Origin of the sequence: Desulfovibrio mangrovi (genome assembly GCF_026230175.1) — a bacterium.
In the GTDB taxonomy this organism is placed as follows: Bacteria; Desulfobacterota; Desulfovibrionia; order Desulfovibrionales; family Desulfovibrionaceae; genus Halodesulfovibrio; species Halodesulfovibrio mangrovi.
Genome location: NZ_CP104208.1, coordinates 2,539,183 through 2,552,913 on the forward strand (window position 1 = coordinate 2,539,183; position 13,731 = coordinate 2,552,913).

A 13,731-nucleotide genomic window follows, 5' to 3' on the forward strand; every position below is an offset into this window, starting at 1 on the left:
CCACAACTCCGGCTTAACGGGAATAGTTTTTTGCTGACAAAGCCATTTCTATTCCTGTCTCCGACGTGCGTGCCCCCCGCCCCCGGTAGCAAACACTGATACTTCGCTTTCCTGCTTCAATCCCAGGCGCAATACCTTCGGACATTCCGGAAGCCGAGAGTCTTGTCCGGTTGCAGCCTAGCCTTCCTGAGGAATATCCCGCCGCAGCATTTTCTCGTAGCATCTAGGATTCGTGCGGCAACGCTCTGCCAGCTCGGAAATGTAACTGATATTACCGTCTATGGCCTTCTGATATAGGTCGTCGTCCAGTCCCCAGCGTTCCCTGAAATGCCTGCGCATGTGCACGTTCAGCCCCAGCAGAGAACCTTCCAACCGCCGCTTGGCCACATTGGTATAAAAGGCTTCCGTCTTCATGATAAGCTCCAGTTCCGAAGTGAACCCGGGCAGCTTGGCTTCCTCGAATTCAAGAAACAGCAGCCGCAACTTCTCAAGATAGGTCCTGTCGGCAATCTGGGCCACAAGATCGGCGGTACCGATGATGCGCCCCAGCACACTGATCTCTTCGCTGGAAAATACCACGTCATCGGGAGATGCGGCCAGAATGGTGCAGCGGATCATGTCCGCACAATCCAGCAGGTCCGCTTCTGCATAGCCCCGCGCGCCAAGATAAGTCCGCATGAAGGCAATGCTGCGCTCTTCGTGCCCAACTGTATATTTGGCACCCGTGCCGTCAGTGTCTCCTTCTTCCTGAATGAGACCGACATCATGAAAATAGGCGGCCAGCACACACAGCATAAAACCACGCGGCGAGACCTGCGTCACCCCGGCGAGTACACAGCCGTGCAACAACCGGGCTGTCGCCAGCACCACGGAAGACGTATGCTCCAGATTATGATATTTTGCCGTGCTTCTGCGGAATCCCGGATACGCCCCCCCAAAGAGCCGCACCACGTCCGCATGAACTGCGGCCAACTCGCTCTCTACCTCGCCCACCCCAAGCAAGACTGCAATGTGCACCGTTTCCCCCAGCACATCGTCACTGACAGTGGGATCGACAAAATCATAGAGATGCCTGTTTTCTCTCTCCATGAAACATCCTCGCAGGCGTTTGTTCTGCCTGTAAGGTTACACTCTTTGCAGACATTCCGCCATGCATTAGTTTTTCCCGGCCATTCTCAGCAATAAAAAAGCCCCCGTCCGCGAAAAGCACGGAGGGGGCAATATGCATCATGGTCAGACCGTTTACTGCATCACTGTCAGCAAGGCATTCACGGCGGCATCCGAACCGCCCTGACGCAGGGCAAGCCACTCGGAAAACTGCTTCTGCACCTTGTCCCGCACGGCAGGACGCTTGAGGTTGCGAAGCAACTGCTCAAACACTTCGTTCACATCTCCGGCAACCTGCACCAGCTTATCGTCAATCAACCCTTCCGCCCACGCGAAATTGCTGTAGGAAGGCCCGATCACAGGCGTCACGCCAAAGGCAAGCGGCTCAAGGAAGTTCTGTCCGCCGAGCGGAGCAAGGCTGCCCCCCACAAACACAGCGCGGGAAAGCGCATAGGCATGGTTCAATTCCCCGAACTCATCCCACAGGATGACCGTCCCCGGAGCGGGCGGCGCGTCAACGGCACTGCGACGCACCATGTCGACACCTTCACGGCGCAGCCAGGCCTCCCATGAAACCACCCGTTCCATGTGGCGGGGGATGAGGGCGATGCTGGTCTTGGGCCGAGCCTCCCGCAGCTTGCGGATAAGCATCTGCACCTCAGGCTCTTCTTCCATACGCACGGAACCGAGGGTAACAAGCGGGGTATTCTCCTTGAGCACCGTATTCAGCAGCGGATTGGGCGCTTCGGTGTCCACAGGCTGAACCCTGTCGAACTTCATGTTGTGCATCACGTGCATGCTCCGCTCGCCGAACAAGGCGGCATAACGGCGCACATCGCACTCGGAAATGGCCAGCACGGTTTCGGGCCGCAGCTCCTTCCACAGAGACGGCGTTGCCAGATATCCTGCCAGACTGCGCGTGTTCATGCGGCCATTCAGCACGGCCACGGGCACATCCCGTTCCTTGCAGGCGGCCAGCAGTCCCGGCCATAGCTCCGTTTCGAGCAAAGCCACCGCTCTGGGCGCGGCAAGCCGCAGAGCCTTGCGCATGAGCGAAGGCTTGTCGAAGGGGAAGTAGCGCAGCTGAATAGTCAAGTCGGGACGGTGCTCCGCGCACCACGCCTTGGCCTTTTCCAGCACCTCCATCCCCTGCAGCGTGCAGGTGGTGAGAAGCAGGTTGAAAGCCCTGCCTTCCGACACATTCACGGGCAGATGCTTGAGCAGCTCCCAGCTCAGATAGGCTTCTCCGCCCGATGCCGCCTGCACCCACACATCCGTGGTGGTAGCCCAGTCATCCGGAACCAGACGTTGGTTCAGACCGTGCCGCAGACGCTTGTTACGCGCCAGCACGGGTCGGAGGATGGTCCAGAGAGAACTGTAGGCCTTGAGCAACAGGGAATTGGAGAAGCTGAGCGTCATGAAACTGCCTTTAGGATGGACGCTGCGCGGAAGCGAGGCCCAGTTTGATGAGTTCGGCGATAAGATCCTCGAAGCTGAAACCGACGGCTGCGGCCTCTTGCGGCAACAGGCTGGTGGGGGTCATCCCGGGCAGGGTGTTCACTTCCAGCAAGTGCAGGCCGCCATCCGGATCAAGTATGAAGTCTGCGCGGCTGTAGCCGTTGAGCCCCAGCGCCTTATGCGCCGTCAGCGCCATGCGCTGCACCTCTGCTGTCACCTCATCCGGGATGGGGGCAGGACATACCTCGCGCGCCGCGCCAGGGGTGTATTTGGCCTTGTAATCAAAGAAGCCCGCACCGCTCTCCGGCATGATGAGCACCGGAGGCAATGCCCTGTCGCCGAGCACGCCGCAGGTCACTTCCACGCCGGGGACCGAGGGTTCGATGATCACCTCGTCGCCGGTCTCAAAGATGGCCTTGAGGGCAGCATGCAGCGTTTCCTGCGAATCCACGCGAGAAAGACCGAGGCTGGAGCCCCCCGTATTGGACTTGGCGAAAAGCGGATAGGGAAGCGATGGCTGCCAGTCTTCCGCAGGCAGCTCGGCCAGAAATACCCATGGGGGAGTGGGCAGCCCGTGACGCACGAAGACCTGCTTGGCTACCGCCTTGTTCAAGGCAAGGAAGGAACCGGCCGGACCTGACCCCTGATAGGGACAACCGGCGTTTTCCAGCATGGCCTGAACCAGGCCATCCTCACCGGGGGAGCCGTGCAGGTTGATGAAGGCGAAATCGTGGGAGGATGCAGCTTCGAGCAACCCGTCCATGGAGGTTGCGGGGTCGAACCGCGTAACATCATGACCAAGCGCCAGAAGCGCTTTTTCTATACCGCGGGCACCGGAAAGCGAAACCTCACGTTCGCTGGACCATCCGCCCGCTATCAAGAGAATACGCATTGAGAGGAATTCCCATCCTTCTGCTGAAAGCTGTTTCTATGGCCACCGCCTGCAGATAGGATTCATGTATCCGCTGGCGGATCCGTTCTGTCTTGCCGTAACGCACGTACAGGTCGTCGAAGCGCTCATCCAGCGTTACCACGCTGTCATGCATGACGCGTTTGTCCGCATAGATGATGGACAGCGGCAGAAACCACGCATCCACGTCAATGTGCCACGGCCAGTGCACGTGGTGCAGCACACCCTGCGCAATGTGCGGGTTGCCGCACACTTCCATGACGATGCTGGCACCGAGCTGGGAATGATTGCCCCCGTGCACAATGGTGTAGGACTTGGCAATATCGTGCAGCAAAGCGCTGGCTGTCACGCAGGGTACATCCACGGTCATGCCGGTCTGCGCTGCGGTTTCGGCTATGAAACCGGCAACAAGCGCCACATGCTCGCTATGTTCGCGGATATGCTCAGGCATGCCGTATTTATCCCATTGCCTGCGGCACATGGCCGCATCCGGCACCTGCCACTGCGGGTTGTTGGCAAACTGCAAGGGCGGCGTAGACTCTTGATGCAACGAGGATTTCTGCTGTACGGGCTGGCCTGTCATGAATGATCCTGTACGGTTCACGGTTCTGTGGGGGAAGAGTAGCCCCGCCCTTTGCCTTTAGCAAGTACGTATGCAAAATGCAAAGTTGTTTGACAATTCAAAGAATCGTTGCCCCGTTGACAGGGTGACGGCTGGCGCGTAGCACAATGAAACGGTCAAATGGGAGCGGTACCCGTCTGACTGCCTGCCGCAACCCCAATCTCGCAAGGAAGGGCCATAGTGAACGTAGCTGAATCCTTCAGAGACCCCGCGCTTTGCAAGGGGCTTCTCGAACGCCTCCACTCCGAACTGGACCAGCCCCTCAGATTCATGGAGGTATGCGGAACGCATACCGTAGCAATTTTCCAGAGCGGCCTTCGCCCGCTTCTGCCCGAAGGTATCACCCATCTTTCCGGCCCCGGATGTCCCGTATGCGTCACGCACGAAAGCGAAGTGGCCGCGTTCCTCGATCTCGCAGGCCGCGACGACGTCATCCTCGCAACCTTCGGCGACCTGATGCGCGTCCCCGGCCCCAAGGGACGCAACCTCAAGTTGGCCAAGGCGGAAGGCGCCCGCATTGAGATAGTGTATTCTCCGATCGACGCGCTGCAACTGGCGATCAAGAATCCCGGCGACACCGTCGTGTTTCTCGGCGTGGGCTTCGAAACCACCGCCCCCACCATCGCTGGCACCGTGCTCATGGCCAAGCAGCAGGGACTGAACAATTTCAAGGTGCTTTCCTTCCATAAACTGGTGCCGCCGGCGCTCAAGGTACTGTTGGACGACCCCGAATGCGCCATCGACAGCTTCCTGCTGCCCGGACACGTCTCCACCATTCTCGGGTTGGAGCCTTACCAATTTGTGGCGCAGAATTACAAAACCCCCGGCGTCATCACCGGTTTCGATCCCGTGGATATTCTGGAATCGCTGCTCATCATGGTGGAACAGCGCAAGAAGGAAGACTACAGCATCGTCAACCAGTACAAGCGCGCCGTATCCGACTCCGGCAACGCACGCGCCCGCGAGGTCATGTTCTCCGTCTTCGAGACTGCGGATGCCCTGTGGCGAGGCGTGGGCTGCATTCCCGAGAGTGGCCTTGTCTTCAGGGACGAGTTCTCCAACTTCGATGCTCTCAAGGCCCTCGACATCACCGTGACTGAAGCGCCCCCCACCCCCGGCTGCAAATGCGGCGAGGTGCTCAAGGGCAAGATGCAACCCGGCGACTGTCCCCTTTTCGGCAAGGGATGCACCCCTGCCAAGCCCGTCGGCCCCTGCATGGTTTCCACGGAAGGCAGCTGCGCTGCCTACTACAAATACTCGGTTTAACGCCAGCAACGGACGATCATGAGCAAAGCAACTCTCGCAGAACAGACGCTACTTCTGGACCACGGCAGCGGCGGGCAGGCATCCAACCGGCTCATCGGCAGCCTGTTCTTCAAATATTTCGACAACCCGATCCTGAACGCCATGAACGATGCGGCACGGCTTGAGATTGTCGGCCCCCTCTCCATGAGCACGGACAGCTACACCGTTGACCCCATATTCTTCCCGGGCGGCGACATCGGCACCCTTGCCGTGCACGGCACCGTGAACGACGTGGCCATGATGGGCGCACGCCCCAAGTACCTCTCCTGCGGCTTCATCCTTGAAGAAGGCCTGCCCATGGAGACGCTGGAGCGCATTGTGGCCTCCATGGCCAACGCTGCCAACGAAGCGGGCGTGACCATCGTCACCGGCGACACCAAGGTCGTACCCCGTGGCGCCGTGGACAAGGTGTTCATCAACACCACCGGCATCGGCGAGATATTCGCCAGCCCCGCGCCCACCGGCAGCAGTGCGCAGCCCGGCGACGCAGTGCTCGTTTCCGGCACCATGGGCGATCACGGACTTACCGTACTTTCCGGTCGCGAAGGCCTGAACTTCGCCACGGACATCAAGAGCGACTCCGCGCCGCTCAACCACATGGTGGAAGCCCTGATCTCGCAGATCGGCGATATCCACGTACTGCGCGACCCTACCCGCGGAGGACTCGCCACCACCCTGAACGAAATCGCGGGACAGTCCGGCGTATGCATCAACCTGCGCGAAGGCGATGTGCCCGTACGCGAATCCGTACGCAACGGCTGCTCCTTCCTCGGCCTTGACCCGCTCTACCTTGCCAACGAAGGCAAGCTCATCTGCATTCTGCCGCAGGAAAAAGCACAAGCAGCGCTGGAACTGATGCGCTCCATGCCCTACGGTGCAGACGCCGCTCAGGTCGGCACCGTACGCAATGGTGACGACGGCCCCGGCAAGGCCGGACAGGTCGTGCTGGAAACGCCCCTCGGCGGCCACCGCCTGCTTGCCATGCTGGAAGGCGAACAGCTGCCGCGCATCTGCTAGCCTGACGCATTCCTAAAAACGAAGCTCCGCCGGACCATCCGGCGGAGCTTTTTTGTATGTCGAGGGAAGGAGATGCAGGCAAATCAAACTTCACACGTCCCGCTTTCGTTTTGTACCGAAAGGCTGAAGGGTTGCACTCACCCCATCATCTGATATGCTCCGCCCGATACTGAAAATCGACTGTGCGATCACTACGACAACACGCTTATCTCCACGACAACTGCACGGAGCACACATGCCTGAATTCATACTGGTGAGCGATTTCGACGGCACCATCACCGCCCATGACTTTGACGCCCTTGCACTGGAAAGCGGGTTCATCACCGATGCTGTCACCCCTTGGGAAGAACACCGCGCCGGCAGGCTCTCCCACTTTGATGCCCTGCAGACAACATTTTTCCAGATCAGGGTGCCGGAACATGAGCTACGAGCTCTGATCGACAAGGCAGAGCCGGACCCGCAGCTGGCGACGTGCATAAGAAAGCTGCGCGACGCCGGATGGCGTGTGGTGGTGGCATCCGCAGGCTGTGATTGGTACATACGACCCATTCTGGGCAAGGCTGGTGTCACGATCGGTCCGGACGGCGATCTGGAGCTGCACACCAACGGCGGAGAATACAGTCCGGCCACCGGCCTCAGAATGATCCCCCCGAAGGATTCACCGTTCTATGCCCCCGACAACGGCGTGGACAAGGCGGCCATCGTCCGCTTCCATCAGCAGCGCGGAGCCACAGTAGCCTACGCCGGTGACGGGAACACCGACCTGCCCGCCGCCCTCTGCGTGCCATCGCACCTGCGTTTCGCACGCGGCCAGCTCATGCAAGCGCTGAAGGAACGCGGCGAAATCGCCCGCCCCTTCTCCCGCTGGGCCGACATTGCCGAAGCTCTGCTTAAGGAGCAGGCAGGCTCATAACCACCTTTTGAGACCAATAAAAAAAGCCGGAAGCTGCTGCTTCCGGCTTTTACCGTCTGAAAACGTTGCGGCGTTACAGCCCCCTTCCCAACCACCATCGTATTTGATGGCAAGCGGGGCCAGACGTCACAACACCTACTTCTTATTCAAATCCCGCAGATCGCGGGCATACCGCTCATTCTCGCTGTAGAGGCATCCGCAGTACTGCTGGCGGTAGATACCCCATTCCTGCGAGGTCTCTATGCCTTCCTCCCATCCGGTGCGGAAATCGCGATAGAGAAACGAGACAGGGCCGTCCTTGGTCATGTCCTCTCCAAGCTGGCGCAGCATGTCATGCTTCTGCTTTCTGGAATACAGGACAGTGGTGGAGACGAAATCGAACTTTCCACGCGTGGCGATGGCAAGAGCGCGTTCCAGCCGCAACGCATAACAATGGAAGCAACGGTTTTCCTCCCGGTAGCTCACGGCACGAAACCAGACCTTGGGGTCGTATTCGTTGTCCTTGAATATGACGGGAATGCCCAGCCGCTCGGCCACCTCGGCAGCCGCCTGCCGCCGCCGCATGTATTCCTGCAGCGGATGGATATTGGGGTTCCAGAAGAACCCCGTCACTTCAAAACCTTCTTCCTGCAGGCGGCGCACCGGCACGATGGCGCAGGGGCCGCAGCAGATATGGAGCAACACGCGAGCCATGGCTAATCCTTCTTGGGAGTAACCTCGATGCGCAGATCAAACTTCTGCTCCATCTCGAAAAGGCGTTCGCGCTTGTGGTTCAGCAGGTACAGGGCCAGTTCGCCGTTGCATTCATAGCGCATGGAACCGTTGTGCTTGCCGTGGGTAATCTTCTGCAAAATATCCTTGAGGGCCTGAAGGGCCTGCCATTCCATGTTGCGACGCGTGCCGGAGCCGCCGCAGCAGGGACACAGTTCGGAACTGATGGACAGAGCCGAGGAACCAAGGCGCTGGCGCACCACCTGCAGCAGGCCGAAGCGGCTCATCTTGCCCACATCATGACGGGCTCGGTCGTTCTTCATGGCCTGACGCAGGGTCTTTTCCACCTCGCGCCAGTGGTTGCGATCGCGCATTTCGATGAAGTCGATGACCACCTGCCCGCCGATATCGCGCAGCTTGAGTTGCTGGGCGATGGTCATGGCGGCTTCGGTGTTGGTCTTCAGGGCCATGGATTCGAAATTGGTCTTGCCCGCGATCTTGCCGGAGTTGATGTCGATGGCCATGAGCGCTTCAGTCTGGTCGAAGACCAGTCTGCCGCCCGAAGGCATGGTCACTTCGCGGGAATAGATCTGCTCTATCTGCTTCTGCAGGTTGAAGCGTTCCCACAGCGAGGTTTCCGGTGCGGTGTGCAGGCGCACCTGCAGGCCGCGACGCGGGAACACGAGGCTGGCGAATTCTTCAACGGACTTGGCGGTGTTCTCGTCATCCACCCACACTTCCGTCACGTCGTCGGTAAGATAGTCGCGGATGGAACGGGTGGCGAGGTCGCGTTCCTGATAGATCAGGCTGGGAGAAGGCTCGGTGGTGGCCTTCTTGCGCACGTCTTTCCACAAACGCTTCAGGAAGCTCAAGTCGCGCTGCATGGCGGTCTTGGGCTGATCCACGCTCACGGTGCGTACGATAACGCCGAGGTTCTCGCCGGGGTCAAGGCCTTCCAGAAGCTTTTTCAGGCGCTGACGTTCCTTGTCGTCCTCCACCTTGCGGGAGACGCCTATCTGGTCGCGGCCGGGAGTAAGGACGAGAAAACGTCCGGGAAGAGAAAGATAGGAGGTCAGGAACGCGCCCTTGGTGCCGGTGGGTTCCTTCACCACCTGCACGAGCACTTCCATGCCTGCCTTGAGCACTTTCTGGATAAGGGGGTACTTGCGTCCCTTGTTCGGATCGTGCGGTGCGGAATAGTATTCCGGATGCACTTCATCTATCTGCAGAAAGCCGTTCTTTTCCGCGCCGTAGCTGACAAAGGCGGCCTGCAGGTTCGTATCGATGTTGTTGATGGTACCTTTATAGATATTACCCTTGGTCTTCGCCTGGTGGACCATTTCCACATAGTATTCCTGTACGGAACCCTCTTCGGCGAGAGACACCTCTACCTGCTCACCAGGCAGCACACTGATAAACAGTTTGCGTCTGCCCTTTTTCTGGGAGCTGCTCATATGTTTCCTCGTAAAAAGTTCCCCGCACCGTTGCGGTCGGCACGGCGCTACCGGCAGGCGTAAAACGGTCCTTTTGCTCCGGCAAGTCCTGCCGCATCGGCATCCACCGCATGGATGACGCCCTGATGCTGCAGTATGGCAAGAGCCGATTCCACCTTCTCAAGCGGCAGAGACAGGGACAGCGCAAGCTGATCCGGTGTCTGCGGCCGCCGTTGCAGGGAACGCGCGATCATTTCCGTCACAGCCTTCTGGTCTCGTTCCACAAGGTCTGCACGCTGCCCCGTGCGCAGAAAGACGGTTCCTGGTGTTTCGGGCGCCAGGGCGCAGGCTTCGGAAAGCTCGCTGCACCAACGCCTGCGCACATCAGGCGGAACCGCCTTGGCAACCGGATAGGCTCCGGGGCGGGAAAGAGTCGTCACGTCCACCCTGTCGGGTGAAAGCCGTTTCACATAGTCCTTGAGCAGGGCAAAATTCTCTTCGGAATCGTTGATGCCCTGCGCCAGCAGTATTTCAAGAAAGATTCTGCCTTTGAACATGGCCCTGAACCGCAGCAGCGATTCCGCAATGTCAGAGGCGCTAAGCCCCCCGCAGGGGCGATTCAGCTTGATAAATTCTTCCTCCACCAACGAGTCCAGCGAGGGCAGAACAACATCTGCCTGCGCCATTTCCTCACAGACAGATGCATCCGTCAGCAGCGAGGTGTTGGTGAGGACGGCCACGGGAACATCCGGCATGATGCGACGGCAGCCAGCAATGATGGCTCCCATTTCGCTATTCAGGCTTGGCTCGCCTGCTCCGCCGAGTGTCACGTAGTCCGGTAAAATTTCATTTTGCGCCCGCCACTGCTCCAGTTCCGCCAGAATCACGTCTGCCGGAACGTAGGGGGCACGGCGCAGGGTCAACTCATCGGTTCTGCCCACTTCGCAGTACAGGCAGTCCATGGAGCACACACGCCGTCCAAGCAGATCCAGTCCGAGTGAACGGCCGAGCCTGCTGGAAGTAACGGGACCAAATATATAGGTAAACGTCATTGCGTTTATCTGTCCTTGTCTCGGTGATTTTTCTGAGTATAGCGCGCCGCCGTAAAAAACAACACGATTATTTCACCGAAGAAGCATGAAAGCGGGTTTTCCGCGAAAAAGCAAGTAATCATCCCGGCCGGGTACGCAAGAGCCTGCCGCACGGGAGCTCCGTAGGTGCTTCAGGAACGCTGGCGCACAACGCATCCGCACGACTATCCTTGACAGTCGCGGCAGAGCACAGTACGGCGTTGCACCAACCACGGAGGAATTACAATGCCAAAGCAAGGTGAACTGGTACTGCTCATCAGCCCCCGAGGCAAGAGATATATGAAGCGCGTGGAGCCGGAAAACGACATCCACGGCACCGACGGTCTGCTCAAGATGACCGACATCATGGAAGCGGGCTACGGCAGCATCGTGTACACGCACAAGGGCAAGCCCTACCGTGTGCAGCGCCCCGCCCTGCACGACCTTGTCACCGGCGTGAAGCGCCAGACGCAGGTCATCTATCCCAAGGACATCGGCTACATCTGCATGAAGCTGGGCGTAGGCAACGGCACCAAGGTGATCGAAGCCGGTTCCGGCTCCGGCAGCCTGACCATGGCCCTGAGCTGGTTCGCCGGTGAACGCGGTGAAATTCACACCCATGAAGCCCGTCTGGAATTCATGAACCTGTGCCGCCGCAACCTCGACTGGGCAGGCGTGGGCCAAAACGTCACCCTGTACAACCACGATATCGCCAACGGTTTCCTCATCAACGATGCGGACGCCCTGTTCCTCGACGTGCGCGACCCGTGGGAATACGTTCGCCACATTCCCTCCGCCGTCAAGCCCGGCGCCATGTGCGGTTTCCTCGTCCCCACCATCGATCAGGTTTCCAGCCTGCTGGTGGAACTAGAAAAGGGTCCCTTCGACGAAGTGGAAGTTTCCGAACTGCTGCTGCGCAAGTGGAAGCCCGTACCCGACCGCATGCGTCCTGCCGACCGCATGGTCGCCCACACCGGTTTCCTCATCTTCTGCCGTCATCAGGAAGGTCTTGAGGAAATCAATGCCCAGAAGTCTCTCGGCACCCGCGAACGCAAGCAGGAGGCCGCCCGTCTGGAACGTCTCGGCCTGAGCTCCATCCCCGAAGACGCACTGTGTGGCGGAGTCGGCCCCGTTGACGGCGACGAAGCCGACGACGAAGGCGGTCTGTGCGAGGATTAGTTTCCCGCTTCCGCCTATTACGATAATGAAGGCCGCCCCTTGGGGCGGCCTTTTTTTTATTGCCCGCAACCGCAGTTATCCCAAGAGGTTCTCCCACCCTCCAGGCCCATTCTTTCGGTAGCCCAAAAAGAAAAAGCCGGAAGCTTAACGCTTCCGGCTTCTATTCTCTGAATCAGACTCTGAACTACTGCTCGAGGCCGCTGTCAGGCTGGGAAGAACGGGTCATGGCATCACGAAGCTGCTCGATATGCTCACGCACCTTGTCGGACTTCTTCCACTCGGCATAGAGATTCTTCCAGGTGTTGAAATCAAGAAAGCCCTTGTCGAGCTGCTCTTCGTGGGACTGTACCCAGGTGCCGAAGAGATGCATTTCGAACTGGAAGGTCTGGCTGTCGAACACACGACCGCCCATACCGGCCTTCACCACACTGCCTTCGATTTCGCTGGAAACGAAATTACACACGGCCATGCGGGAGGTTTCAGGAGTGATCTCCTTGTCGTTCATATCTTCAACCAGCGCGAACAGCGCGGGGTGATTTTCGCGAATACGCATCTGCCCCTGCTCGGGCACGCGGATGAAGAGCTTCTCGCCTTCTTCAGCAATGAAATAGAAACGCAGCCAATTTTCAAACATCAGCACTTCGCTGATAGCTTCAACGGCTTTTCCGAATTCAGTAGCGGCCATGCGGGGCCTCCTTGTATTCCTGTATTGCCGGAACCACGCCCGACGGGGGTAAATATGGACACAGGAAAGGAGTGCGTCAAGTACCAAATTTCACAATCTGGCCGGAACACCCGCAATAAGGGCTATTTCTTGTACAGATGGCAGCTCACCCGATGGCCTGCTTCCTGTTCTCTCCATTCGGGAGAAACACTGCGGCATATGTCCATGGCCTCGGGGCAACGGGGGTGGAAGGGACAGCCGGAAGGCGGCGCAAGGGGACTGGGCAAATCGCCATGCAGGGCATGCCGCTGCCTGTGCGCATCCGGCCCCGGCACGGGAACAGCCTGCAGAAGCGCACGTGTATAGGGATGCAGGGGGTTGGCGAACAGAGCGTGGGCATCCGCCTCTTCCACAATGCGGCCAAGATACATGACAGCAATACGGTCACTGATATGGCCGATAACGGAAAGATCGTGTGAAATGAAGAGGTAGGCGAGATTGAATCGCTGCTGTAGTTCCCCCAGCAGATTCAGCACCTGCGCCTGCACAGACACGTCGAGCGACGAGACAGGTTCATCACACACCACCAGTTCGGGATGCATGATCAGCGCACGGGCCACGGCCACACGCTGCCGCTGTCCGCCGGAGAACTCGTGGGGATAGCGGGAATAATGTTCGGCGCGCAACCCCACCAGCGAGAGCATTTCCTCCACAGCGGCACGGCGCTCTGCACGGCTGCCGACATTGTGGATATCCAACGCCTCCTGAATGGATTTGCCCACGCTGCGACGCGGATTCAGCGAGGAAACGGGATCCTGAAACACCATCTGCATACGCCCCGGCAGGGTCTTCAGAAAGGCATCGTCTCCGTGAAATACGGACTGCCCTTCAAGCAGAATGTCTCCAGCCGTCGGCTCCAGCAGGCGCACCACCATGCGGGCCAGGGTCGACTTGCCGCAACCGCTCTCGCCCACCAGCCCGAGGGTCTGCCCCCGTTCAAGGGTGAGGCTCACATTGTCCACGGCGCGCAATGTCTGCGCCTCGGCGGCAAACAACTGCCTGCGCAGCCTGAATACGCGGGAAACCTGACGGATTTCGAGAAATGGCGTGGTAATAACGAATCCCCTTTTCACTGTCGCTTGCATGGGCGCAATCATCGCAGTTCATGACGTCCGATGCGCCGGAATGGCGGCAGACTAGCAGATGCCTCAGCGTTGCGCCAGTGCCGCATAGTGCCACAGTTTCAGCGGGGCAACAGAAGCAGCTTCCAACGACCCGTCATCTTAACCGCCTCCCGCTACACCTGACAGGCAGCATGGGCAGCGTAACAGTCCCCGACAGC

13 protein-coding genes are annotated in these 13,731 nt (G+C 59.0%); 4 read left to right on the forward strand and 9 right to left on the reverse strand.

The window, feature by feature from the left end; translation table 11 throughout:
• Positions 1-177 precede the first annotated feature (177 nt).
• The 4 genes from N1030_RS11585 to N1030_RS11600 all read right to left on the reverse strand — a co-directional run bounded on the left by N1030_RS11585 (position 178) and on the right by N1030_RS11600 (position 4,058).
• A complete protein-coding gene (locus N1030_RS11585) occupies positions 178-1,089 on the reverse strand; it encodes a hypothetical protein (RefSeq protein WP_265825638.1) in 912 nt (303 codons plus the stop codon).
• Between the two features lie 153 nt (positions 1,090-1,242).
• Positions 1,243-2,526 carry a 3-deoxy-D-manno-octulosonic acid transferase gene (locus N1030_RS11590; protein ID WP_265825639.1) on the reverse strand — a complete coding sequence of 428 codons (1,284 nt, stop codon included), beginning with the start codon at positions 2,524-2,526 and terminating at the stop codon, positions 1,243-1,245.
• A 10-nt stretch (positions 2,527-2,536) separates the two neighbouring features.
• Positions 2,537-3,457: a D-alanine--D-alanine ligase family protein gene (locus tag N1030_RS11595; protein ID WP_265825640.1), complete on the reverse strand. Its 921-nt coding sequence runs from the start codon at positions 3,455-3,457 to the stop codon at positions 2,537-2,539.
• A complete protein-coding gene (locus N1030_RS11600; RefSeq protein WP_265825641.1) occupies positions 3,414-4,058 on the reverse strand; it encodes an HD domain-containing protein in 645 nt (214 codons plus the stop codon). Before N1030_RS11600 ends, N1030_RS11595 begins: the two co-directional genes overlap by 44 nt.
• 219 nt (positions 4,059-4,277) lie before the next feature.
• Between N1030_RS11600 and hypD the strand changes: the two genes are divergently transcribed.
• The 3 genes from hypD (at position 4,278) to N1030_RS11615 (ending at position 7,332) form a co-directional block, all read left to right on the forward strand.
• Positions 4,278-5,363 carry a hydrogenase formation protein HypD gene (gene hypD / locus N1030_RS11605; protein ID WP_265825642.1) on the forward strand — a complete coding sequence of 362 codons (1,086 nt, stop codon included), beginning with the start codon at positions 4,278-4,280 and terminating at the stop codon, positions 5,361-5,363.
• Positions 5,364-5,381: 18 nt separating this feature from the next.
• Positions 5,382-6,419 (forward strand): hydrogenase expression/formation protein HypE, encoded by a 1,038-nt coding sequence (gene hypE / locus N1030_RS11610; protein ID WP_265825643.1) that lies wholly within the window; start codon positions 5,382-5,384, stop codon positions 6,417-6,419.
• Between the two features lie 235 nt (positions 6,420-6,654).
• On the forward strand, positions 6,655-7,332 hold the full coding sequence (locus tag N1030_RS11615; protein ID WP_265825644.1) for an HAD-IB family phosphatase: 678 nt from the start codon (positions 6,655-6,657) through the stop codon (positions 7,330-7,332).
• A 135-nt stretch (positions 7,333-7,467) separates the two neighbouring features.
• On the opposite strand, the gene N1030_RS11620 is transcribed toward N1030_RS11615, so the two are convergent.
• From N1030_RS11620 to N1030_RS11630, 3 genes are read right to left on the reverse strand one after another with little or no spacing between them, the layout of a single operon-like run.
• Positions 7,468-8,025 (reverse strand): epoxyqueuosine reductase QueH, encoded by a 558-nt coding sequence (locus N1030_RS11620; RefSeq protein ID WP_265825645.1) that lies wholly within the window; start codon positions 8,023-8,025, stop codon positions 7,468-7,470.
• Between the two features lie 2 nt (positions 8,026-8,027).
• Positions 8,028-9,497 carry an Rne/Rng family ribonuclease gene (locus N1030_RS11625; protein WP_265825646.1) on the reverse strand — a complete coding sequence of 490 codons (1,470 nt, stop codon included), beginning with the start codon at positions 9,495-9,497 and terminating at the stop codon, positions 8,028-8,030.
• Between the two features lie 47 nt (positions 9,498-9,544).
• Complete coding sequence (locus N1030_RS11630; protein ID WP_265825647.1) at positions 9,545-10,528, reverse strand: radical SAM protein; 984 nt, start codon at positions 10,526-10,528, stop codon at positions 9,545-9,547.
• 264 nt (positions 10,529-10,792) lie between these two features.
• Between N1030_RS11630 and N1030_RS11635 the strand changes: the two genes are divergently transcribed.
• Positions 10,793-11,725 carry a tRNA (adenine-N1)-methyltransferase gene (locus N1030_RS11635; RefSeq protein WP_265825648.1) on the forward strand — a complete coding sequence of 311 codons (933 nt, stop codon included), beginning with the start codon at positions 10,793-10,795 and terminating at the stop codon, positions 11,723-11,725.
• 184 nt (positions 11,726-11,909) lie between these two features.
• Here N1030_RS11635 and N1030_RS11640 read toward each other — a convergent pair whose 3' ends face one another.
• Positions 11,910-12,410, reverse strand: a complete 501-nt coding sequence (locus tag N1030_RS11640; RefSeq protein WP_265825649.1) for a hypothetical protein — start codon at positions 12,408-12,410, stop codon at positions 11,910-11,912.
• A gap of 122 nt (positions 12,411-12,532) precedes the next feature.
• Positions 12,533-13,534, reverse strand: a complete 1,002-nt coding sequence (locus N1030_RS11645) for an ABC transporter ATP-binding protein (RefSeq protein ID WP_265825650.1) — start codon at positions 13,532-13,534, stop codon at positions 12,533-12,535.
• Between the last annotated feature and the right edge of the window lie 197 nt (positions 13,535-13,731).

Bases quoted from the DNA above. Each gene is read 5' to 3' on its own strand.
- N1030_RS11630 (WP_265825647.1), bottom strand. From the start codon at position 10,528: ATGACGTTTACCTATATATTTGGTCCCGTTACTTCCAGCAGGCTCGGC.
- N1030_RS11615 (WP_265825644.1), top strand. From the start codon at position 6,655: ATGCCTGAATTCATACTGGTGAGCGATTTCGACGGCACCATCACCGCC.
- N1030_RS11640 (WP_265825649.1), bottom strand. From the start codon at position 12,410: ATGGCCGCTACTGAATTCGGAAAAGCCGTTGAAGCTATCAGCGAAGTG.
- N1030_RS11625 (WP_265825646.1), bottom strand. From the start codon at position 9,497: ATGAGCAGCTCCCAGAAAAAGGGCAGACGCAAACTGTTTATCAGTGTG.
- N1030_RS11595 (WP_265825640.1), bottom strand. From the start codon at position 3,457: ATGCGTATTCTCTTGATAGCGGGCGGATGGTCCAGCGAACGTGAGGTT.
- N1030_RS11590 (WP_265825639.1), bottom strand. From the start codon at position 2,526: ATGACGCTCAGCTTCTCCAATTCCCTGTTGCTCAAGGCCTACAGTTCT.
- N1030_RS11645 (WP_265825650.1), bottom strand. From the start codon at position 13,534: ATGCAAGCGACAGTGAAAAGGGGATTCGTTATTACCACGCCATTTCTC.
- N1030_RS11635 (WP_265825648.1), top strand. From the start codon at position 10,793: ATGCCAAAGCAAGGTGAACTGGTACTGCTCATCAGCCCCCGAGGCAAG.
- N1030_RS11620 (WP_265825645.1), bottom strand. From the start codon at position 8,025: ATGGCTCGCGTGTTGCTCCATATCTGCTGCGGCCCCTGCGCCATCGTG.
- N1030_RS11585 (WP_265825638.1), bottom strand. From the start codon at position 1,089: ATGGAGAGAGAAAACAGGCATCTCTATGATTTTGTCGATCCCACTGTC.
- N1030_RS11600 (WP_265825641.1), bottom strand. From the start codon at position 4,058: ATGACAGGCCAGCCCGTACAGCAGAAATCCTCGTTGCATCAAGAGTCT.
- hypE (WP_265825643.1), top strand. From the start codon at position 5,382: ATGAGCAAAGCAACTCTCGCAGAACAGACGCTACTTCTGGACCACGGC.